Origin of the sequence: Phenylobacterium sp., assembly GCF_036495085.1 — a bacterium.
Taxonomy (GTDB): domain Bacteria; phylum Pseudomonadota; class Alphaproteobacteria; order Caulobacterales; family Caulobacteraceae; genus Phenylobacterium.
The window spans coordinates 16496-37368 of sequence record NZ_DASXNL010000006.1 but is presented as its reverse complement, the minus strand read 5'-3'; the positions used below and the strand labels follow the sequence as shown (position 1 = coordinate 37368).

At 67.1% G+C, this 20873-nt stretch carries 18 protein-coding genes; 7 read left to right on the top strand and 11 right to left on the bottom strand.

Going from position 1 to position 20873, the window contains the following annotated elements; genetic code table 11:
- Positions 1 to 2 precede the first annotated feature (2 nt).
- From VGI62_RS00740 to VGI62_RS00715, 6 genes are all read right to left on the bottom strand, one after another.
- Entirely contained in the window at positions 3 to 1091 is a 1089-nt protein-coding gene (locus VGI62_RS00740; RefSeq protein ID WP_331502469.1) for an acyl-CoA dehydrogenase family protein, read from the bottom strand.
- A 211-nt stretch (positions 1092 to 1302) separates the two neighbouring features.
- Complete coding sequence (locus VGI62_RS00735; RefSeq protein ID WP_331502468.1) at positions 1303 to 2514, bottom strand: acyl-CoA dehydrogenase family protein; 1212 nt, start codon at positions 2512 to 2514, stop codon at positions 1303 to 1305.
- 157 nt (positions 2515 to 2671) lie between these two features.
- Positions 2672 to 3904 carry an acyl-CoA dehydrogenase family protein gene (locus VGI62_RS00730; protein ID WP_331502467.1) on the bottom strand — a complete coding sequence of 411 codons (1233 nt, stop codon included), beginning with the start codon at positions 3902 to 3904 and terminating at the stop codon, positions 2672 to 2674.
- Positions 3905 to 4084: 180 nt separating this feature from the next.
- Positions 4085 to 5278 carry an acyl-CoA dehydrogenase family protein gene (locus VGI62_RS00725; RefSeq protein WP_331502466.1) on the bottom strand — a complete coding sequence of 398 codons (1194 nt, stop codon included), beginning with the start codon at positions 5276 to 5278 and terminating at the stop codon, positions 4085 to 4087.
- A gap of 105 nt (positions 5279 to 5383) precedes the next feature.
- Positions 5384 to 6610, bottom strand: coding sequence for an acyl-CoA dehydrogenase family protein (locus VGI62_RS00720; protein ID WP_331502465.1), 1227 nt, complete (start codon positions 6608 to 6610; stop codon positions 5384 to 5386).
- A 69-nt stretch (positions 6611 to 6679) separates the two neighbouring features.
- Positions 6680 to 7900 (bottom strand): acyl-CoA dehydrogenase family protein, encoded by a 1221-nt coding sequence (locus VGI62_RS00715; RefSeq protein ID WP_331502464.1) that lies wholly within the window; start codon positions 7898 to 7900, stop codon positions 6680 to 6682.
- 150 nt (positions 7901 to 8050) lie between these two features.
- Between VGI62_RS00715 and VGI62_RS00710 the strand changes: the two genes are divergently transcribed.
- The 3 genes from VGI62_RS00710 to VGI62_RS00700 all read left to right on the top strand — a co-directional run bounded on the left by VGI62_RS00710 (position 8051) and on the right by VGI62_RS00700 (position 10923).
- Positions 8051 to 9724 carry a bifunctional lysylphosphatidylglycerol flippase/synthetase MprF gene (locus tag VGI62_RS00710; protein ID WP_331502463.1) on the top strand — a complete coding sequence of 558 codons (1674 nt, stop codon included), beginning with the start codon at positions 8051 to 8053 and terminating at the stop codon, positions 9722 to 9724.
- A gap of 147 nt (positions 9725 to 9871) precedes the next feature.
- Positions 9872 to 10462, top strand: coding sequence for a response regulator (locus tag VGI62_RS00705; protein ID WP_331502462.1), 591 nt, complete (start codon positions 9872 to 9874; stop codon positions 10460 to 10462).
- Positions 10459 to 10923, top strand: a complete 465-nt coding sequence (locus VGI62_RS00700; RefSeq protein WP_331502461.1) for a hypothetical protein — start codon at positions 10459 to 10461, stop codon at positions 10921 to 10923. The genes VGI62_RS00705 and VGI62_RS00700 overlap by 4 nt, the downstream gene beginning before the upstream one ends.
- 8 nt (positions 10924 to 10931) lie before the next feature.
- Here VGI62_RS00700 and VGI62_RS00695 read toward each other — a convergent pair whose 3' ends face one another.
- Positions 10932 to 11135: a hypothetical protein gene (locus VGI62_RS00695; protein WP_331502460.1), complete on the bottom strand. Its 204-nt coding sequence runs from the start codon at positions 11133 to 11135 to the stop codon at positions 10932 to 10934.
- A 164-nt stretch (positions 11136 to 11299) separates the two neighbouring features.
- On the opposite strand from VGI62_RS00695, the gene VGI62_RS00690 reads away from it, so the two are divergent.
- Genes VGI62_RS00690 through VGI62_RS00675 form a run of 4 tightly spaced genes read left to right on the top strand, consistent with a single transcriptional unit; the run spans position 11300 to position 16265 of the window.
- A complete protein-coding gene (locus tag VGI62_RS00690; protein ID WP_331502459.1) occupies positions 11300 to 14035 on the top strand; it encodes a peptidoglycan-binding protein in 2736 nt (911 codons plus the stop codon).
- Positions 14036 to 14078: 43 nt separating this feature from the next.
- Positions 14079 to 15002: a sulfite exporter TauE/SafE family protein gene (locus VGI62_RS00685; RefSeq protein ID WP_331502458.1), complete on the top strand. Its 924-nt coding sequence runs from the start codon at positions 14079 to 14081 to the stop codon at positions 15000 to 15002.
- A complete protein-coding gene (locus tag VGI62_RS00680) occupies positions 15002 to 15781 on the top strand; it encodes a TIGR02186 family protein (RefSeq protein WP_331502457.1) in 780 nt (259 codons plus the stop codon). Before VGI62_RS00685 ends, VGI62_RS00680 begins: the two co-directional genes overlap by 1 nt.
- A 4-nt stretch (positions 15782 to 15785) precedes the next feature.
- Positions 15786 to 16265: a DUF3429 domain-containing protein gene (locus tag VGI62_RS00675; protein WP_331502456.1), complete on the top strand. Its 480-nt coding sequence runs from the start codon at positions 15786 to 15788 to the stop codon at positions 16263 to 16265.
- Here the strand turns inward: VGI62_RS00675 and pdeM are convergent.
- From pdeM to VGI62_RS00655, 4 genes are read right to left on the bottom strand one after another with little or no spacing between them, the layout of a single operon-like run.
- On the bottom strand, positions 16262 to 17002 hold the full coding sequence (gene pdeM / locus VGI62_RS00670; RefSeq protein ID WP_331502455.1) for a ligase-associated DNA damage response endonuclease PdeM: 741 nt from the start codon (positions 17000 to 17002) through the stop codon (positions 16262 to 16264). The two genes, VGI62_RS00675 and pdeM, sit on opposite strands and share 4 nt — an antisense overlap.
- The gene (locus VGI62_RS00665; RefSeq protein ID WP_331502454.1) at positions 16999 to 19587 is read right to left on the bottom strand and encodes a ligase-associated DNA damage response DEXH box helicase; all 2589 of its coding nucleotides are present in this window, start codon (positions 19585 to 19587) and stop codon (positions 16999 to 17001) included. Before VGI62_RS00665 ends, pdeM begins: the two co-directional genes overlap by 4 nt.
- Positions 19588 to 19617: 30 nt before the next feature.
- Positions 19618 to 20565, bottom strand: a complete 948-nt coding sequence (locus VGI62_RS00660; protein ID WP_331502453.1) for a phytanoyl-CoA dioxygenase family protein — start codon at positions 20563 to 20565, stop codon at positions 19618 to 19620.
- On the bottom strand, positions 20562 to 20834 hold the full coding sequence (locus tag VGI62_RS00655) for a hypothetical protein (protein WP_331502452.1): 273 nt from the start codon (positions 20832 to 20834) through the stop codon (positions 20562 to 20564). Before VGI62_RS00655 ends, VGI62_RS00660 begins: the two co-directional genes overlap by 4 nt.
- Positions 20835 to 20873: the final 39 nt, after the last annotated feature.

Below are 20873 nucleotides of genomic sequence, written 5' to 3'. Positions count from 1 at the left end.
TCTTAATATCCCTGGATCCGCGCGTAGCGGTCGCGGTGGAACGCCTGGTTGCCGAAGGCGGCTTCCGCGGCACGGGCGCGCTTAAGGTAAAAGCCCGCGTCGTGGGCGTCGGTCATGCCGATGCCGCCGTGCATCTGGACCATTTCGTTGGAGACCAGATGGAAGGTGTCACCCATCTTGGCCTTCGCGAGGCTGACCAGCTCCGGAACGTCGGGGCTGTCGGCGTCGATGGCCGCGAGCGCGGCTTCCACCGCCGAACGCGAGAGCTCCAGGTCGGTGAACATCTTGGCCGCGCGGTGTTGCAGGGCCTGGAACGAGCCGATCACCTGGCCGAACTGAACGCGGACCTTCAGGTAGTCGAGCGTTGTCTCGAAGGCCTGGACGGCGGAGCCCAGCATCTCGGCGGCCACGCCGGCGCGGGCCCGGTCGAGCACTTTTTCGATCAGCTCCGGCCCGCCCGCCAGCGCCTCGGCGGCGGCGCCGCTGAACTCGATGTTGGCCGCGCCGCGGCTGTCGGCCAGGTGCAGGCGGGTGCGCTTGACGCCGGCATCGTCAGCCTTGACCAGGAACAGACCGACGCCGTCTGGGCCCTTGGCCGAGACGATCAGGATGTCGGCCGCCATGCCTTCCAGCACGAAGGTCTTCTTGCCGGTCAGCTTGCCGCCCGAAACGGTGGCCGCGACCTTGTCGGGCGCGTGGTGGGCGCCCTCATCGATGGCGAGCGCGCCAACAGCGGTGCCCTCGGCGATCTTCGGAAGCCAGGTCGACTTCTGCGCCTCGGTGCCGCCCAGGATCAGGGCCGAAGCGGCGGCCAGGCCGGAGGCCAGCAGCGGCGAGGCGGTCAGCGTGCGGCCGAGCTCTTCCAGGACCAGGCCCAGGCTCAGGTAGCCGAAGTTCGAGCCGCCGTATTCCTCGGGGATGATCACCCCGGCCCAGCCCATCTCGGCCATCTCGTTCCAGGCTTTGACGTCGTAGCCCAGCTCGGCGCCTGAATCGCGCATCTTGCGGAAAGCGGTGACGGGACTCTTTTCCTGCACCCAGCTCTTGGCTGCGTCGCGCAGCATGCTCTGTTCTTCGCTCAGAACGGCCATGTCGTTTTTCCTCGTGAAATTCGTGTTGTTCTAATGGGTTAGGGTAAAAGCGTTCCGGCCTCGCGCGCGCAGCGGGGAGGGGCGTCCGTCGAAGAGCCGGTGGCGGAGGAGCTCGAGCGCGGTACGGCGCTCGCCCCATCCGCCATGCCTTCTGCCAGGCGTGGTCCCCCCACCCCGCGAACGGGGAAGGTGATGGATCGCGGGTTCGTCATCACTTGCTTTGGGTCAAGTCCGGCAGGCCCAGGATGCGCTTGGAGATGATGTTGGACTGGATCTCCTGGCTGCCGCCGTAGATCGTCGTCGCCTTGCCGCCAAGCCACCCGCGCACGGCGGTGAGTTCCTCGGCGGTGAAGGCGTCGCCCTCCCAGCCCAGGCCCTGGCTGCCCATGATCTCCAGCGTCAGCTCGGCGCGGTCCTGCATCACCCGCGTGCCGGCGTTCTTCATGATCGAGGTGGCGGCGGAGGGGCCTGAATTGCCCTTGGCCTCCATCATCGCCCTGACTGCCGTCTGCTGGAAGGCGCGTGTGTCGATCAGGTTGTTGACGATCCGGGTGCGCAGGTCGCTGTCTGCGATCCGGCCCTTGTCATCCGTCCCGACGTATTCTTTGGCGAGAGCCTCCAGGGACTTCTGCGCCCCGAAGAAGCCGCCACCGCCGCCGGCGCCGGAGAGGCCCGAGCGTTCGTGCTGCAGGAGCCGCTTGGCGATCGTCCAACCGCCGTTGAGCGGGCCGACCAGATCCGATTTCCTGGCGATCGCGTTGGTGAAGAAGGTCTCGCAGAAAGGCGAGTTGCCGCTGATCAGCTTGATCGGCCGGACCTCGACGCCCGGCTGGTGCATCGTGAACAGGACGAACGAAATGCCCTCGTGCTTCTTGGAGGTGTCCGTGCGCACCAGGCAGAAGCACCAGTCGGCGAACTGCGCGCCGCTGGTCCAGATCTTCTGGCCGTTGATCAGGAAGTGATCGCCCTTGTCCTCGGCCTTGGTCTGCAGGCTGGCCAGATCCGATCCGGCGCCCGGTTCGGAGAAGCCCTGACACCACTGGATCTCGCCCTTCACGATCGGCGGGATATGCTCCTGCTTCTGGGCCTCGGTGCCGTATTCCAGCAGCGTCGGGCCGAACATCATCACGCCCATGCCGCCGATCGGGTTGTAGGCCCCGGCGCGGTTCAGCTCCTGTTGGATCACCCGGGCCTCAGGTGCCGAGAGCCCGCCGCCGCCATAGGCCGCGGGCCAGGTCGGCACGCCCCAGCCCTTCTCGCCCATGGCCTTGCGCCAGGCTTCCTGGTCGGCCGAGGGCGTCCTGCGCTCCTCGGTCATCATCGGGTTGGGCTTTCCCTTCAGCCCGGCGGGGAAGTTGGCCTCGATCCACTCACGCGCGCTGGCGCGAAAGCCCTCAAGGTCCGTACCGCCAAAATCAGCCATCAAATTCGCTCCTCAAAAATTCAGCCTATCTTATTTCCCGCTCGCCCCCGCGGAAGCGGGGATCCAGGCTTTTCCTGATGCGGCATATAGCGCCGGGAACCCTGGGGAACGGAAGTATTCGAATACACAAAAATACGTGGGCGTCCCTTCGGCAGGATCACCCCTTCTGCGTCACCTCCGGCAAACCCAGGATCCGCTTGGAGATGATGTTGAACTGGATCTCCTGAGACCCACCGGCGATGGTCCCCGACTTGCCGCGCAGCCACGCGCGCGCGGTCCCCAACTCGTCGTCGCTGAAACCTTCGCCCGACCAACCCAGCCCTTGCGCGCCCAGGATCTCGACCGCAAGTTCGGCCCGTTCCTGGCGAACCTGCGAGCCGACGTTTTTCAACACCGATGATACTGCGCTTGGACCCTGGTTCGATCGCGTCTCCGCCGCCGCACGCTGCCCGGTGAGCTGGAAGGCCCGAGCCTCCATCAAATGCTTCGTCAGCCGGCTGCGAAGGTCCTGGTCGGCGAGCCTGCCGTCGTCGTCGACGCCCACATAGTCGCGCGCCAGGGTCTCAAGCGAAGGTCCCGGCACCACGCCCGGTCCAGCCTGCGCGCCCGGCGCGGCGTTGACCCCCGAGATCCCCTGCCGCTCGTGTTGCAGGAGCCGCTTGGCGATCGTCCAGCCGCCGTTCAGAGGCCCGACGAGGTTCTCCTTCGGCACCTTCACGTCCGTGAAGAAGGTCTCGCAGAAGGGCGTCGTGCCGTTGATCAGCAGGATCGGCCGCGGCTCCACGCCCGGGCTTTTCATGTCGATCAGCAGGAAGCTGATACCCTCGTGCTTCTTTGACGGATCCGTGCGCACCAGGCAGAAGCACCAATCCGCGAGGTGCGCGCCGGACGTCCAGATCTTGCTGCCGGAGACCAGGTAATGGTCGCCCATGTCGACAGCCTTGGTCTGCAGGCTCGCCAGGTCCGACCCGGCGCCGGGCTCCGAGAACCCTTGGCACCAGCGCAGCTCGCCCCTCACGATCGGCGGGATGTGTCGCTGTTTTTGCTCCTCGTTACCGTATTCCAGCAGTGTCGGGCCGAACATGATCACGCCCATGCCGCCGATCGGATTGGGCGCGCCGATGCGGGCCATCTCCTCGCTCAGCACTTTAGCCTCCGCACCGGAAAGGCCGCCGCCGCCATAGGCCTTGGGCCAGGTCGGCGTGCCCCAGCCCTTCTCTCCCATGCGTTGCTTCCATAGAGCCACGTCGCCGGTGGGAATGGCGCCGTTCAACTCCGGTTCGGCGACAGCGCTCGCGTCGCGCCGGAGCGACGCCGGGAAGTTCGCTTCCAGCCACTCCCGCGCTTCGGCGCGGAAGCCATCGAGTTCTGTCCCGCCAAAGTCGGCCATCGTTCTCGCTCCCTGTGCTTCCCCACTCCCAGAGTGTCATGCCGGATATCGCGCTATGAAAGACCAGGACCCGCAGACGCCGACGTTCCAAAGCTAGTCGCAGAGCGTGGCGAGTACGTGTCCCGGACAAATCGTCTGCGCGCCTCCGGAGTGACAGCCAAAGGCATGCGAGGGCGCTCGTCACCCGTTCTGCGTCGTGTCCGGCAGGCCCAAAATCCGTTTCGAGACGATATTCGACTGGATCTCCTGGCTGCCTCCGAAAATCGTCGTGGCCTTGCCCGAGAGCCAGGTGCGGACGGCCTCGCGCTCGTCCCTGGAGAACTCCTCGCCTTCCCAGCCCAGGCCCTGGTGACCCATAATCTCCAGCGTAAGCTCGGCCTTTTCCTGGCCGATCCAGGTGCCGGAGTTCTTCATCACCGAAGTGGTGGCGCTCGGGTTGACGTTGCCCTTGGCCTCTTCGGCCGCGCGCTGCAGCGTGAGGCTATGAGCCCTGGCGTCCATCATGTGCCTGGCGACGCGGGTTCGCAGGTCGCTGTCGGCGATCCGGCCCCTGTCGTCGAGGCCGACGTACTTCTTGGCCAGGTCGACGACGTTGGCGCCGGCCATCATCCGCCCGCCGCCCTGGCCCGACCGCTCGTGCTGCAGGAGCCGCTTGCCGATCGTCCAGCCGCCGTTCAGCGGCCCGACCATGTCGTCCTTCTCAGCGCGTGCGGCGGTGAAGAAGGTTTCGCAGAAGGGCGAATTGCCGGCGATCAGCTTGATCGGCCGCGTCTCGACGCCCGGCTGACGCATGTTGATCAGCACGAAGCTGATGCCCTCGTGCTTCTTGGAGGTGTCCGTGCGGACCAGACAGAAGCACCAGTCGGCGTACTGTGCGCCGCTCGTCCAGATCTTGCTTCCATCAATCTGCCAGTGGTCGCCCTTGTCGACGCACTTGGTCTGCAAGCTCGCCAGATCCGAGCCTGCGCCCGGCTCGGAGTAGCCCTGGCACCAACGAAGCTCACCGCGCACGATCGGCGGGATGTGCCGGCGCTTCTGCTCCTCGGTGCCGTATTCCAGAAGCGTCGGGCCGAACATCGACGTCCCCATGCCGGCCACGGGGTTTTCCGCTCCGATCCGCCCCATTTCCTGCTGCAGCACGCGGGCCTCGGCGCCTGAAAGCCCGCCGCCGCCGTATTCGGTGGGCCAGGTCGGCGCGCCCCAGCCCTTATCGGCCATCCGCTGCTTCCACAGCTTGCCGTCGGCGCTCAGGTTTTCGTCACCCGGGATCATCGCCGTAAGCTGGTTCGCCAGCGATTTTGGGAAATTCGCCTCGAGCCACTCGCGCGCCTCGGCGCGGAAAGCGTCCAGATCGGAGCCACCGAAGTCGGCCATCCTGAAATCTCCCTAATATCTTATATTTTCAATATCTTAGTCATAAGCCTAGCACGGAAACGCGTCAGATTGGAGTCTCCCCGCGACTCGCGGTCGGACCTTGCTTCACTTCGGGTCCGGAAGCCCCAGGACCCGCTTGGAGACGACGTTCAGATTTATCTCCGATGTGCCGCCCTCGATGGAATTGCCCTTCGATCGCAACATGGTGCGAAGCGCGGTGATTTCGGGCGGCGAATAGCCTTCGCCATCCCAGCCCAGGGCCTGATGACCCATGGCCTCGACCAGCAGCTCGTTGCGCTCCTGGGCGATTTTGGCGCCGGCGTATTTCATGATCGAGGTTGCGGCCGAGGGGCCCTGGTTCGACTTCGCCTCGTCGGCCACGCGGCGCACGGTGAGCTGGAAGCTGCGGGCCTCCAACAGGTGGTCGGTGATCCGCCGGCGCAGGTCACTGTCGGCGAGCCGACCGGTCTCGTCGACGCCCACATAGTCCCTGGCGGCCTCGACCACGGTTGGCAGCGGCGTCGCCTGTCCGATGTTGCCGCCGCCCAGCCCCGCCGAGATGTTCTCGCGTTCGAACTGCAGGAGCCGCTTGGCGATCGTCCAGCCGCCGTTCAGCGGCCCCCAGAGCTGGTCCTTCGGAACCTTCACGTCGGTGAAGAAGGTTTCGCAGAAGGGCGAGGTGCCGTTGATCAGCGGGATCGGCCTGACTTCGACGCCTGGCGCGCTCATGTCGATCAGAAGGAAGCTGATCCCCTCATGCTTCTTGGTGGTGTCCGTGCGCACCAGGCAGAAGCAGCGGTCAGCGAGATTTGCGCCGCTCGTCCAGATCTTGGACCCGTTCACCAGCCAGTGGTCGCCCCTGTCCTCGGCGCGTGTCTGCAGGCTCGCGAGGTCGGAACCGGAACCTGGCTCTGAATAGCCCTGGCACCAGCGGACCTCGCCCTTGATGATCCCGGGCAGGTGCTGGGCCTTGAGCTCGGATGTGCCGTACTCGATCAGCGTCGGGCCGAACATCATCACGCCCATGCCGCCGATCGGATTGCGGGCGCCGATCCGGGCCATCTCTTCCTGCAAGACGCGGGCTTCCCGGCGAGACAGACCGCCTCCGCCGAATTCGGCCGGCCAGGTAGGCGTGCCCCAGCCCTTTTCGCCCATCGCCTTGCGCCAGGCTTTGGCGTCATGGCTCTCATCGCTGGCGAGGCCTGCCGCCATGGCGGCTTGCCGCGACGGATCACGTTTGAAGGCGTCCGGGAAATTCGCATCCAGCCATGCCCGGACCTCGGACCTAAAGGCCTCAAGGTCGCCGCCAACATCCGCGCCAGTATCAGGCATTGGGAAATCTCGCCGTTAAAAATTAAAACCTTCGAGGCTCCGGCCAGAATAGACCGCAGCCCAAACAGCCTACTTGGGATCCGGGAGTCCAAGGACCCGCTTGGAGACCACGTTCAGATTGACCTCCGAGGTGCCCCCCTCGATCGAATTGGCCTTCGTGCGCAGCCAGCCATGCACCGTGGTGATCTCGGGCTGGCTGAAGCCCTCGCCTTCCCAGCCCAGGCCTTGGCCGCCCAGGGCCTCGACCATCAGTTCCGAGCGCTCCTTGGCGAACTCCGCCGCCGCATATTTGATGATCGAGGTCGCGGCTGACGGGCCGTTGGCCGCCCGGCTCTCCGCCGCGGTCCGCCCGATGGTCTGGCGCAGCGCCTGGAAGTTCATCTTGTTGAGCGTGATGCGTTGGCGCAGATCCAGGTCAGCCAGCTTGCCCCCGTCCATTCCGACGTAGCGTTTCGCCACTTCGCCCAGGTCGCCCGAGGCGCCGCCGGCCGTGCCGCCCTCGCCAAAGCCAGCCGAGATGTTCTGGCGCTCGTATTGCAGCAACCGTTTGGCGATCTCCCAACCGCCGTTGATCTTGCCGACCAGGTTGCCTTTCGGGATTTGCACGCCGGTGAAGAAAGTCTCGCAGAACGGGCTTTCGCCGGAGATCAGCAGGATCGGCCGCGTCTCAACGCCCTGCGTACGCATGTCGATCAGCACGAAAGAGATGCCCTCGTGCTTTTTTGAGGGGTCGGTGCGGACCAAACAGAAGCACCAGTCGGCCTTGTCGGCGTAGCTCGTCCACACCTTCTGGCCGTCGATCCGCCAGTGATCGCCCTTGTCTTCGCAGCGGGTGGCGAGGCTCGCGAGGTCGGAACCAGCGCCGGGCTCGGAGTAGCCCTGGCACCAGCGAATCTCGCCGCGCGTGATCCGCGGCAGGTGTTCCCGCTTCTGCTCGTCGTTGCCGTACTCAAGCAGCACCGGCCCCAGCATCCACAACCCGAACGAAAGCAGCGGGGAGCGGTAGCGACCGGCGGCGATCTCCTGCTCGACGACGCGGGCCTGCTGGGCATCGAGTCCGGCGCCGCCGTATTCCTTCGGCCAGGTCGGCGCCGTCCAGCCCTTCTCGGCGACGCGGCGCGTCCAGACGGCTTGCGGATCTTGGGAGCCCTCGAAAGCGCGGCCGCCCCAAACGGCCTCGGGATCGGTCTCGGCGTTCGGCTCACGCAGCTCGGCCGGGTAGTTGGCCGCCAGCCAGTCGCGCACCTCCGTGCGAAACCCATCAAGGTCGGCGGCGCCGAAATCAGCCATGGCGGTCTCCAACGCTCGACGAAAGGAAGGCGCGCCACATTAGCGCTGCGCCTTGCGAGAGCAAGCGGGACTAAACGGATGTTTGAGGCGACGATCGGGCGCGAATTGCAGCTATAAGGCGGCAACCCGTTGGCAGACCGATAGGCCTGGATGCGTTTCCTGAGAGATCTCCGCCCCGCGGCCTTCGAGCTTGCGCCCTGGACAGGCGCGATCCTTACGCTTGCAGCAGGGGTGATGCTGCTGGCCTCCGGCGCCACGCCCTCGGAGCCCGCGCGCTTCATGCGGCTGATTCAGATCACCCCGGTCTATCTGATCGAGGCCGCGCACTTCCTCTCCAGCATCCTGGGCTTGGTGCTGATCCTGCTTTCGTTTGGCCTGCGCGCCCGCCTCGACGCGGCCTGGGGCGCGACCATGGGCGCGTTGCTGCTGGGCGCCAGCCTCGCCCTGCTCAAGGGGTTCAACTGGGAAGAGACAGCGGCCCTGGTTGCGCTGGCGTTGCTTTTGGCGCCGTTCCACGGAGCCTTCCCGCGGAGCTCGCGGCTCACCCGGATGGAGATCACGCCGGGTTGGCTTTTCTCGGCGGCCTGCGCGGTGATCGGCGCCGGGCTCTTGGGCCTGTGGACGTTCCAGCACTCGGACTACGCCGACCGACCTTGGTGGCGGGTGATGGCTGACGCCGACGCCGAGCGCGCGGTCCGGGCCTGGGCCGGCGCGGCCATTGTGCTCTTCGCCTTTGGCCTCTGGCGGCTGTTCGCCTCGGCCGCGACACCGCCGGTGGTCGGCGAGAGCGACCCCGACTTCGAACGGGTGCGCGCGATCCTAGCCAAGGCGGAGTCGGCCGAGCCCGGCTCCAATCTGGCGCTGCTCGGTGACAAACGGTTCCTCTTCTCTGCGTCGGGCGAGAGCTTCCTGATGTTTGGCGTCCGCGGCCGCGCCTGGGTCGCCCTCGGTCCCCCGGTCGGCCGCCGTGAAGAGCGTTCCGAACTTCTCTGGCGCTTTCGCGAACTCGCCGATTCGCACGCTGCGCGGCCGGGGATCCACGGCCTGAACGCTGAGGACCTGCCGGAGATCGTCGAGCTGGGATTCTCCATCCAGAAGGTGGGCGAGAGCGCCGCCGTGCCTCTCGAGACCTTTTCCATGGACGGACGAAAGCGCGGCACCGCGCGGCGAGCATGGCGCAAGCTCGGCGAGGCCGGGGCCACTTTCGAGGTGCTCGAGGGCGAGGCGGTCACAGCCATGCTGCCCACCCTCCAGGAGATCTCCGACCAGTGGCTGTCCCACCACGCCGGCGGCGAGAAGGGCTTCTCCATGGGCGGTTTCTGGCCGGGCTATGTGCAGGAGTTCCCCGTGGCCCTGGTCCGCGTCGAAGGCAAGCCCATGGCCTTCGCCACGCTTTGGACGACAGCCCGCCGCAGCGCCTTTTCCATGGACCTCATGCGCTATGCCGACGACGCCCCGAACAACATCATGGACTATCTGTTCGTCGAGCTGATCGGCTGGGGTCGCGGACAGGGTTATGCGGCCTTTGAATTCGGCATGGCGCCGCTCGCTGGCCTCGAGGACCGGCCACTGGCCCCGATCATGAGCCGCGTTGGCAACCTGCTCTTCGAGCGCGGCGAGGAAATCTACAACTTCCAGGGCGTGCGGCGCTACAAGGACAAGTACGACCCGCTTTGGCAGCCGCGCTATTGCGCCGCCCCGCACAAGTGGTCGATCCCATGGCTTATGGCCGACGTCGGCCTGCTCTCGTCTGGCGGGGTCTCAGGCCTTTCCAAGCGGCCCAGGAAGGCTGAGGAGCCCAAGGAACTCGCGGCGGCGGCATAGAACGCCGGCGATCAGCCGGAAGCGGCTGTCCGGATGTGCGAGATACTTCCCGTGTTCCGACAAGACTTCGTTAACCGCAACCGCCGGTATAGTCCCTACGCCTGCGAATAACACGCTCGCTGGATTGGTAAGGGGGGCTTTACCGCCATGGCGCTCGATCCCGCTTCGCGCGCGCGATTCAACCTGGAGCGGGCGGCAATCCTGCTGCTCGACGATACGCCCGTGGGCATGTCGATCCTGGTGCAGATCGTGACCGGGCTTGGCGCCAAGCAGCTCTACCGGTGTACGACCGTCGAGCAGGCGCAGGAAGTCGCCGTCAGCCAGCAGATCGATCTGGCGATCGTCGACAGTCTGTCGCCCTCCGGCGGCGGATACGACTTCATCAAATGGATGCGCCACAACGCCGCCGAGCCCAACTGCTATACGCCGGTGCTGGTCACAACGGCTCATACTCCGGCCAGCGACGTCACCCGCGCTCGTGACTGCGGCGGCCATATCCTGATCAAGAAGCCGATCGCCCCGATGGTGATGCTTGAACGGATCATCTGGGTTTCCAAGGAGGGCCGCACGTTCCTCTATTCCGATGGCTATGTCGGCCCCGACCGCAGGTTCCGCGACGAACCGCCGCCGGGAGGGGGCCGCCGCCGCGAGGACCGCGCGCCAGCGACGCCGAACAGCGACGAGGAGATCGCCCTAGGAGCGCTCGGCAGTAAACCCAAGGCTCTGAAGGCCTCATGAGCAGTGTTCGGTTCGTCTTCCCTAAGCACCGGCTTGCCGAACTCCTGCGCGAGCCAGGCGGCCTGGCGGTGGCGGAAGCCCTGGATCGCGCCCAGGCGAATCTGGAGACCCTCAAGCCCACATGCCGAGCCGAGCTGATGGCGCTGCTGGAGTTGGCGGAGGTCGCCTACGGCCGGCTGGGTCAAAGCTTCGACGACGCCGGCATGGCCGAACTCTACACGTTGGCGGCACATGGGATCGGCGCAGGCGCCGTCTGCGGCGCGCCGGCGGTCGACGAGGGTCTGAGCAGCCTTTGCGACTTGGTCGATCACCTCCGCACTCGGCGCGTCTACGACCGCGAGGCGATCGGCGTGAATATCCGCGCCTGGCGGCTGCTGATGACGCCCGGCCTTCCGGCCGAGGGAATAGCGCCTGTCCTCGCTGGCTTGCGGAAGGTCAGCAAACGGTACGCTCCGACCTAACGTTGATCCTAGCGCCCGGTCGTCACGCCTACCAGGTTCAAGAGGTGCACCAGGATCGGCAGCAGGCCGGCGGCGGCGGTCACCATAATCACCCGCCAGGGCATCATCCTGGGGCCTCGCCGCGGATCGGGCGGCCGGGCGCCGCGCCAGCCGGAAAAAATCGCCAGGCCAAGGAAGACCGCGCCAATTGTCAGAGTGAGGGGGATATCCATCCGGGAGGCCTATCGCAGGCGCCCGTGACGAACGGAAGCTGCGGCTTCCACCGGGTCTGATCCATCCACAACCGAAGCGCCCGCCCACCACATCTAGCGTTAAGCTTTCGTTTACACCCCAAGCAACGGTGGGTAGCGTCTTTACATCCGGGAGGGGCGATTCGATGACTGCGGCGGCGCCCTGGAGCGTCAAGGGTATCGATCCGAAGGCGCGAGAAGTCGCCAAGGAGCTGGCGCGTCGGTCAGGCATGACGCTCGGCGAGTGGCTGAACCGGGTCATTCTCGAAGACGATGTTCCCGAAGAAGTAACCTCAGAGGCGCACTTTGGGGCGCGGCCGCTCCGCGCCGCGAACGAGACGCCGAAGTCGTTCATGCTGACCTCGTCCGCCGGTTCCGAGTCCGACGACCTGGGGCGTATCGCCTTTGCGCTGGACCTGCTCACTGACCGCATAGAATCCTCCGAGACCCGCGCCGGCCTGGCCATCTCCGGCGTCGAGCACTCCGTACGCCACGCCATGGCGCGGCTCGAAACAGCGGAACGCGAACAGCTGGCGTTCGTGGCCCGCCTCGACGCCGCCGCCGAACAGCTGGCTGCCGGCCAGGCGAGCGCCGCCGAGCGGCTGCGTCACATCGAAGATGTCGCCGGTCCGCGTTCCGCCGAGGCGATCCGACGGCTGGAAGAGACCGTCGCTCGAGCCGAAACGGCAGGCGATCCGGCGGTGCTCATCGAGGAGGTTGTCGAGCGCTTCGGACAACGGATGGCCGACGCTGAGACGCGCACCCGCGAGGCGCTCGACAGTCTCCGCGACGCGCTCGCCCAGCTCGACCAGCGGATGCACGCCGCCGACGGCAGCCTGCGCGGCGACATGGGGCAGCGGCTGGAAGGCCTTGCCGAAGACCTGACACGACGGGTCGAGGACGCGCGCACGGAGATCGCCACGCGCTTGGCAGCTTCCGGGCCGGAGCGCCTGGAGGAGAGGCTCGGCCAGATCGCCGCGGACGTCTCCGCCGCCGAGCAGCGCTCAGCGCGCGCCATTGAGACGATGGGACGCGAGGTCCTGAGCATGGCCGACATCTTGACCCGGCGCGTGCAGAGCGCTGAACAACGCAGCGCCGAGGCCATCGAACAGGTTGGCGGCGAGATCGCTCGCATCGCCGGCGCGGTGGAGAATCGCCTGGGACGAACCGATCAACTGCATGCCGAGGCGCTGGAGCGGCTGGGCGCGGAGATCGGCCGTATCACCGATCGGCTCACCGATCGCATCATGCAGTCCGAGCGCCGGGCCGCCCAGGCCATCGACGACGTCGGCGAGCAGGTGGCCAAGGTCACCGAGCGCATCGAGCAACGGCATGAGCGCGCCGCCGGTGACCTCGCTGAACGCTTGCGCCAGAGCGAGGAGCGCACCGCCCGGCTGCTGGCCGATTCCCGCCGGCGCCTCGCCTCCGAGCCGTTCCCCGAGGCCTTCCCAAGGACCGCGAGCGAGACCATTTCCGAGCCGACACGCGAGGCTTTCAGCCCCGCGGCGGCTGCGCCCGCACCGGACGAGGCGGCGGAGACCGTCTTCACGGCTGCGCCGATGGTGTTCGGTGCAGATTTCCTCTCGCGCGCGGAACCGGTCAACCAGCCGGCGCTCGATCCGTGGAACCCCGCGTTCGGCGAAGAGGATTTCGCTGCGGCAGGCGCCTTCGCACCGATCGCCGAAGCCGCCGCAGAAACCGAGGCGGAGGAGCCGGCCGGCCTCGAACTCGACACAGTGATGACGGAGGCCGCGCCAGCGCTCTCCACCCGCGAAGTGATCGAGCAGGCCCGCGCCACCGCTCGCGCCGTCGCCGGGCCGCGCGAAGACGTCCTGCATGCGCCAGAGCCTGCGCCGCGCCGCTCGCGGGGCCTGTTCGGCCTCAAGCCGAACCGACCCGCCTCCACTTGGCAGACCGCCCTCATGGTCGCCGGCGGAGCGGCCTTCCTGAGCGTCGGCGCAGCTGGAGTGGTGCTGTTGGAAGGCCCGGCTGCGACACGCCAGGCCCAGGAAGCAGCCTCGATCGAGACAAGCCCCCGCGCGGCGCTCGCGCTGACGCCGGCGACCGGCCCGTCAGCCCCGGCCGTCCAGAAGGCCCCGGCTCCTGCGGTGGTCGAGCCTGCCGCCGCAGCGCCGCGGCCCGACCCTGAAGCCACCGACTACATCGAGACGGTTCGCGCCGTGGAGGCCAGGCAGCCCGGCGCGCTTGCTCACCTGAAGGTCCTCGCCGATGGCGGCTGGGCCCCAGCCCAGGTTTACCTGGCCCGGCTCTATGAGACAGGCCAGGCGGGGGTCGTCCAGAACATCGGCGAGGCCCGTCGCTGGACCGCTCGCGCCGCTGACGCCGGTGACCCGCCGGCCATGCATAACCTCGCCCTCTTCCTGTTCCGCGGCGAGGGCGGGCCGCCCGACGCGGCCGCCGCCGCTCAGTGGTTCAAGAAGGCCGCCCAACATGGCGTGGTCGACTCGCAGTACAATCTCGGCCTGCTCTATCAGTCGGGTTCGGGCGTGCCGCGCGACCTAGCGCAAGCCTACAAATGGTTCCTGATCGCCGCCAGCGCGGGCGACGCCGAGGCCCGCGCCAGCGCCACGGAGTTGCAGGGCAAGGTGCCTGCCGCCCAGCTGGCGACGGCGGAGACTCAGGCCAGCGCATTCGAGCCGACCCCCGGTGTGGCTGTATCTGAGACGCCGGCCTCCGGCCTCTCGGTGACCGCAGCTCAGAAGGTCCTTGGCCGGCTCGGCTACTACAAGGGCCGCCCGGATGGCGCGGTTTCGCCTCAGCTGAAGCTTGCCGTGACCGCATATCAGCGCGATCAAGGCCTTGCGGCCACCGGGTCGCTGGATCCTACCACTGTCGCGCGGCTCACCGTCCTGACACGTTGAGGCGCGCTCGGGCCGCCTGCTCGTAACCGTAGGGCCGCAGAGCTTGGACCTCTACCTGCCCATCGCCGAGGTCTCCGTGAACGCGCCGTTGCTGGTGGCGTTGGGCGCGTTGGTGGGCTTCATCTCGGGCATGTTCGGGATCGGCGGCGGCTTCCTGATGACGCCGGTGCTGGTGTTCCTTGGCATCCCCCCGGCGGTCGCGGTGGCCAGCATGTCCAACCACGTCGCCGCCTCGTCGATGTCGAGCGTGATCTCCTACGGCCGCAGGCGCGCGGTGGACTTCCGGATGGGCGGTGTGTTGGCGGCCGGTGGGGTGGTCGGCGCCGTGCTGGGCGTTGAGATCTTCCGCTGGCTGCGCCTGATCGGCCAGGCCGACCTGGTGGTGGCGCTCTCCTATCTGATCTTCTTAGGGATCATCGGCGGCCTGATGTTCTGGGAGTCGGTCGGGGCGATACTGCGACGCCGCCGCAACCAGCCCCCACCGCCTCCGCGCGGCCGGCGGCCGCCCTGGCTCTATGGACTGCCGCTGAAGATGAGGTTTCCGCGCTCGCGGCTCTATATCAGCGTGATCCCACCCATCCTGCTGGGCGTGTTCGTGGGCATGCTCTCGGCGATCATGGGCGTGGGCGGCGGCTTCGTGCTGGTGCCGGCGATGGTCTACATCCTGCGGATGCCGGCCGGCATCGTGGTCGGCACCAGCCTCTTCCAGATCATCATCACCACTGCGCTCACCGGCGTTCTGCAGGCAGGGCGCAACCAGACGGTCGACATTCTGCTGGCCACCCTGCTGTTGCTCGGCGGCGTGCTGGGCGCCCAGTTCGGCGCGCGCGCCTCGTCCCGGTTCCGGGCCGAGGAGCTTCGCGCCCTACTTGCGCTGATCGTTCTCCTGGTCGGCCTCAGGATGGGCCTTGGTCTCTTTTTTACGCCGCGCGAGGCCTTCGTGCTGATGTCGGGGACCGGCGGCTGATGGCGATCGCAGCGCCGCCTCCCTCGGTCCAGGCGCCGCGCGCCATGCCGGCCATCGCCGCGGCCCTGACAGACACCAACGTGCGGGTGAACTCCGATTTCCGCGGCGACCGGATCGTGCTCTACGGCGCGGTCTTCGATCCCCTGTGGCGGCCCAGCGACGTGCTGGTCATCGTACGCGGCCCGGAACAACCGGTACGCATCGCCCGCAAGAGCCGTGTGGCCGGCGTCTGGATCAACAGCCGGCCCGTGGTGTTTCACGGCGCGCCCGGATTCTACATCGCAGCTTCGAACCGGCCGCTCGACGACATCGCCCATTTCGCCGAGCTACGTCGCCTGGGCGCCGGCGTCGATCATCTGGCGATCAATGCGCCGGCCGAGCAACGTATCGAAACCCGCTACGGCATCCGCGACATGGTGGTCAGCCGGCTGGGGGCCGACTACTACGACTGGCGCCGCGCCGTCGTGAGACTGAAGGAGGCGGAGCACCTCTACGATGTCGACGAGCATGGCGTACGCTTCGTCGATAGGGGGCTATTCCGCGCCGAGATCGCGCTGCCGGCCGAGGCGCCGATCGGCCGCTACGACGTTCGTATCTTCCTGTTCCAGAACGGCCACCCGGTCTCCCAGCGGTCACGCACGCTCACGGTGGAAAAGGTCGGGGTAGAACGCGGACTTTACCTTTGGGCGCACCAGAGGCCATGGTCCTACGGTCTAGCTGCGATGGCTTTCGCATTGGCGGCCGGTTGGGCGGCGTCGTCCGCTTTTCGGAGAGACTGAAATCGTGAACGACCAGCCGAGCGCCGCTGCGCGGCATGATGCCATTCCCCCAACTCTGTGGCTCATCGCACTCAGCGCGCTCGCGCCTTTCCCCCTGGCCGCCCTCGCCTACGGCTGGGGTCCGCCGGCCGTGGCGCTCCCTGCGCTGACCGTCATCCTGACATGGTCGGGCGTCGTCCTGGCCTTCCTGGGCGGCGTCCGGTGGGGAATGGAGACCGTTCGTCCGAGGCCAAGGGCCGAGCGGCTGCTGATCTCGGTGCTGTCGCCCATCGTAGCCTGGACGCTGCTTGCGACGCGTCATCGCATTCCCGATGGCTGGGTGATTGGCGGCTGCATCGGCGCCTTCCTGGTGCAGTGGCTGTTCGACCATCATGCGCCCGACGTCCCTGCCCGCTACCCGAGGCTCTCCACCACGCTCACCGCCGGAGCTTGCATCTCGCTGGCGGTCTGCCTCGATCAGGCGATGAAGACCGGTCGCCTCTAGTCTCCCACGAGCGAGCGCCAACCCACCGCGTGCACGCGGCCCCGGCCCAGCGCCCCGGCCAGAGGGGGGCGCAGGAAGAGGCCGGCGAAGGCTGTGTCGCGCACATTCAGTCCTCCCGCGTAGGCCCCGAACGCCGGCAGGACTGCGCGCTCGGCGTCGGTGACGAAGCAGCGGCGGCGTACGCTTCCGAGCGCGCCCTTTACCCTGGCGGCGGGGTGGAGGTGGCCGCAGATCTCTCCCGCCTGCGCCCCGGCGCGGGGCTCGTGGCGCAAGGTGAGCCCACAGAGTTCGAACTCGTCGGCGACCTCGCCGGGAAGCGCGCGAGGCCCATCGGCGTCATGGTTGCCGATCACCCAGACGAGGGTCCGTCCCCGCGCCAGTTCGCGCAGCCCCTCGGCATCGTCGCCCGCCAGCCGCGCCTCTGACTTTCGGTCGTGGAAGGTGTCGCCCAGCAGAACGAGCAGTGTCGGTGAGAGCGCCGCCACCTCGGCGGCCAGTCGGCTCAGGGTCTCGCGAGTGTCGTATGGCGGCAGCATCTGGCCGCGGGCAGCATAGGATGAGCCCTTTTCCAGATGCAGGTCAGCGACCACCAGGGCGCGCTCCGCCGCCATCCACAGCGCCCCTGAGCTACGCAGCATCACCTCGGCCGGCCCCACCGATGTGCGCAGCGACCCGCATTCCGCCACCGAGTAGTCGTAGGCGAACGCCTTGGCGGGCAGAGCCTCGGGCGCGCTCACTGCAGGGCCTCGGCGATCAGGTCTTCCTCGGCTTCACGCAGGATCATGGTCTCACCCGTGTGGCCGGGACTGCGCTCCTTGCCAATCTCGAGCAAGATGGGAACGGAGAACGGGGACAGGTGCTCGAGCGGCGCATGGCGGATGCGCCCTTTGATGCGCGCCAGCATCTGCCCCAGCCGCGCTACGTCGATAAGTCCGCTCGCCGCATCGTCGCGCGCACAACGCAGCAGCAGGTGCTCCGGCTCGTGGCGACGAAGGGTGTCGTAGATGAGGTCCGTCGAGAAGGTGATCTGCCGCCCTGACTTCTGCTGCTGGCCTGGAAAGCGCCGCTCGATCAGCCCAGCGATGATCGCACAACCCTTGAAGGCGCGCTTCATCATGAAGCTCTCCGCAAGCCAGGCCTCCAAGTCGTCGCCGAGCATGTCCTCGTTGAAGAGTTCGCTGAAATCCAGCCCTTCCAGCGGATTCAGCGTCCACACCGCCAGCGCATAGTCGTTGCAGACAAAGCCGAGCGGCGCAGCCCCGATCCGTTCCAGCCGGCGCGTCAGCAGCATGGCCAACGTCGTGTGCGCCAGCCGGCCTTCGAACGGATAGCAGACCATGAAATGCCGCCGGCCGCGGACGAAGGTCTCCAGCAGCATCTCGTTTTCCTCGGGGATCACCGAGCGGTCTCGCTGGGCCTCAAGCCATTCGCGTACGTCCGTTGGCAACACCTGCCAGTGCGCCTGGTCGTACATCAGCTGGCGGACCCGCTTGGCGAGGTAGGTCGACAGCGCGAACTTGGAGCCTCCCCACGACGGCATCTTTGGGTCCGCCGCGGGCGCGGGCTGCACCAGGACATCAAGATTGGTCACCGCCACCAATCGCCAGACCTGACCGGCGAAGACGAAGGTCTCGCCGGGCTCCAGCATCTCGACCATGCCTTCTTCGATCTCACCCACCTTGCGGCCGCCGCCGCCGCGGCGCGTGGCGATGCGCACCGCCAGCATCGCCGGCGAGACGATGGCGCCGATGTTCAGCCGGTGGCGCTGGGCGGTCTCGAGGTTGCGAACCCGCCATAGCCCGTCCAGCCCCTTCACGATCCGGCGAAAGCGATCATAGGTCTTGAGGGCGTAGCCGCCGGTGGAGACGAAATCGACAACCTGCTCAAAATCCTCCCAAGGCAACGCGCGATAGGGCCCCGCCGAGGTCACCTCGTCATAGAGCGCCAGGAGATCGAACGGCTCCGAGCAGGCGCAGCCCATGACGTGTTGGGCCAGGACGTCCAGCGCCCCGACCCGCGGCGGATCTCCGTCGAGCTTGTTCTCAGCGATCGCTTCGCGCGCCGCCTGGCATTCCAGCATCTCGAACCTGTTGGCCGGCACGAACAGCGCGCGCGAAGGTTCATCGAGCCGGTGGTTGGCCCGCCCAATTCTCTGGACCATTCGCGAGGCGCCCTTCGGCGAGGCGAGCTGGATGACCAGGTCGACGTCACCCCAGTCGATGCCGAGATCCAACGTCGAGGTGCAGACCACGGCGCGAAGCTCGCCCCTGGCCATCGCCGCCTCGACCTTGCGGCGCTGTTCTGCGGCCAGCGAACCGTGGTGCAGCGCGATCGGCAGCGCATCCTCGTTCAGCCGCCACAGTTCCTGGAAAGCGAACTCGGCCTGAAAGCGGGTGTTGACGAAGACCAGAGCTGTCCTCGCCGTCTTGATGACGTCGTACACCTCCTGCATGGCGTGCTGTGCGGTGTGCCCCGACCACGGTACCCGACCCTCCGACAGCAGCACCTCGACAACCGGCTCGGCGCCCGAGGGTCCGCGCACAAGGTCGATGGAGGCGTTGCCTCTGCCGCGTCGATCCGATCCTCCTGCGACTCCTGCGTTCGGGGACGATTGCGGGGCGCAGCCTTGCTCTTCGCTTTCCCCGAAGGCGGCGGCGGAGGTGTCAGCAAGGCTGACGGCGGGGCCGTGGCGCGCCATCCAGGCCTTGATCACTTCAGGGTCGTCCACCGTCGCGGAGAGGCCTACCCGACGCAGGTTCGGCGCGAACCGAGCGATACGGGCGAGATCGAGCGCCAGGAGGTCTCCGCGCTTGGAGGCGTGCAGGGTGTGGATCTCGTCGAGGATCACGCACTCGAGGCTTTCAAAATAGAGCCGCGCCCCTTCCCAGGCGCAGAGCAGCGCCAGCTGCTCGGGCGTGGTCAGCAGGATGTCAGGCGGTTTCACCCGCTGCCGTTGCCGGCGGGAAACGCCCGTGTCGCCCGTGCGGCTCTCCGCGACGATCGGCAGACCCATCTGTTGGATCGGGGCGTTCAGGTTTCGCTCCACGTCGACCGCCAGGGCCTTGAGCGGCGAGATGTAGAGCGTGTGCAGGCCGTTCGGCGCGTTCGTGCGCGGCCGGTCGGCAAGCGCGATCAGGCTCGGCAGGAACCCCGCCAACGTCTTGCCTCCGCCGGTCGGCGCGATCAGCAGCGCGTCGCGACCGGTCTGGGCCTTTTCGATCATCGCCAGCTGGTGGGCGCGCGGGCTCCAGCCCCGCTCGGCGAACCAGTCGGCGAACCGGGGCGGCAGTAGATCGGCGGAAAGGCCCGCAGAGTCGGCCATCCCGCGCCTATAGCATGTTCCCGTTACGTTTCATGGCCCAAAGGCGGGGCGACGTACCCGCGCCGGGTTCTCCAGCCGCGTCATCCAGTAGTCGCTGTCGAAGGTCGGGTCGCCCGTCAGGTGACGCCACAGCTTGATGCGGTTCACGTATTCGAGCCGTCCGGTGTCCTGTTCGAACCAGGGTTCCGGTGTCATCAAGATGCTCTCTACCGTCTCCGGCAACTGACCTTTCACGAAGAAGATCGGCCGCTCGGCCGGCGCCTCGGGCATCGTCGCCATGTCCCAACGCCGGATCTGCGGCTCTACCGGGTTCATGCGGATCTTGAACATGGTCCGGGTGCGGTCCGACAGGTTCACCCCGCCCCCGTGCCAGATGCCGTTGTGCAGAAAGAGCAACGTACCGGCCTCGCAGACCATGTGCTGCTGGCCGACCATGTTCTGGTAGCGGCCCAGCGACACTTCGCTGACCTTGCGCAGGTGCGTGCCGGGGATGAACCGGGTGCCACCCATCAGCCGGGTCACCTGGTGTGGATAGTACATGATCTGCAGATCGAAACCCGCCTGCGGGTCGATTGTGGAGTCCTGGTGGGTATGTTGCGAAACGTTCTCGCCGCCTGTCTCATAATAGGCAGGTGGGAAGGTCACGTGCAGGAAGTGATGGTCGAACACTGGCTCGGGACCAACCAGGCTCCGGATCGCGCCCGCCACCAGCGGCAGCTTCAGGAGCCGGTCGATCGCCGAACCCTGGGGATAGGCCGCGCTCAAGGGGACGCCCGGCGCTACCTCGGGGATGCCGGAGCCGGACAGTAGGCGGCCATAGGTCTGGCGCATCTTCGCGCCGGGCTCTGGCGCCTCGCCCGCCTCGGCCAGGAACTGGTCGTTGATCTCGGCCGGAACGACGCCGTCGAAGCGCAGGAAACCGCGCGCGACGAACCGGGCCATGTCGAGCGAGCCGAGCAGGGGCGACGGGGTGGTCATGCGACGGCCTCCACGAGCTTCTCGAAGAAGAATTCATACTTCAGATAGGCGAGGTCGAATTCCTCGCCACGACTGTGCGGCACGATCTGAGAGGCCTGGATCAGCCGCCAGCCATCCTTCAGCGCCTCCACGCCGGTGCGATAGGGCGGCTGGTCGGCGTCTCCAGCCATTGGGCGCGTCTCGCCGGTCCCGTCATAGACAGCCCAGGCCACAGTGGGCGCATCGAGCGCCGAGTTGGCCAGATACAGTACCAGCACCTTCTGGCGCATCGCCAATCCTTCCGCCGGGCGAACGCCGGGTCGCGGGAC

Coding starts and splice junctions, on each gene's coding strand:
- VGI62_RS00655 (WP_331502452.1), bottom strand. CDS start 20,834: ATGCGCCAGAAGGTGCTGGTACTGTATCTGGCCAACTCGGCGCTCGAT.
- VGI62_RS00740 (WP_331502469.1), bottom strand. CDS start 1,091: ATGGCCGTTCTGAGCGAAGAACAGAGCATGCTGCGCGACGCAGCCAAG.
- VGI62_RS00715 (WP_331502464.1), bottom strand. CDS start 7,900: ATGGCTGATTTCGGCGCCGCCGACCTTGATGGGTTTCGCACGGAGGTG.
- VGI62_RS00695 (WP_331502460.1), bottom strand. CDS start 11,135: ATGGATATCCCCCTCACTCTGACAATTGGCGCGGTCTTCCTTGGCCTG.
- VGI62_RS00735 (WP_331502468.1), bottom strand. CDS start 2,514: ATGGCTGATTTTGGCGGTACGGACCTTGAGGGCTTTCGCGCCAGCGCG.
- VGI62_RS00690 (WP_331502459.1), top strand. CDS start 11,300: ATGACTGCGGCGGCGCCCTGGAGCGTCAAGGGTATCGATCCGAAGGCG.
- VGI62_RS00730 (WP_331502467.1), bottom strand. CDS start 3,904: ATGGCCGACTTTGGCGGGACAGAACTCGATGGCTTCCGCGCCGAAGCG.
- VGI62_RS00660 (WP_331502453.1), bottom strand. CDS start 20,565: ATGACCACCCCGTCGCCCCTGCTCGGCTCGCTCGACATGGCCCGGTTC.
- VGI62_RS00705 (WP_331502462.1), top strand. CDS start 9,872: ATGGCGCTCGATCCCGCTTCGCGCGCGCGATTCAACCTGGAGCGGGCG.
- VGI62_RS00700 (WP_331502461.1), top strand. CDS start 10,459: ATGAGCAGTGTTCGGTTCGTCTTCCCTAAGCACCGGCTTGCCGAACTC.
- VGI62_RS00680 (WP_331502457.1), top strand. CDS start 15,002: ATGGCGATCGCAGCGCCGCCTCCCTCGGTCCAGGCGCCGCGCGCCATG.
- VGI62_RS00710 (WP_331502463.1), top strand. CDS start 8,051: ATGCGTTTCCTGAGAGATCTCCGCCCCGCGGCCTTCGAGCTTGCGCCC.
- VGI62_RS00665 (WP_331502454.1), bottom strand. CDS start 19,587: ATGGCCGACTCTGCGGGCCTTTCCGCCGATCTACTGCCGCCCCGGTTC.
- VGI62_RS00720 (WP_331502465.1), bottom strand. CDS start 6,610: ATGCCTGATACTGGCGCGGATGTTGGCGGCGACCTTGAGGCCTTTAGG.
- VGI62_RS00725 (WP_331502466.1), bottom strand. CDS start 5,278: ATGGCCGACTTCGGTGGCTCCGATCTGGACGCTTTCCGCGCCGAGGCG.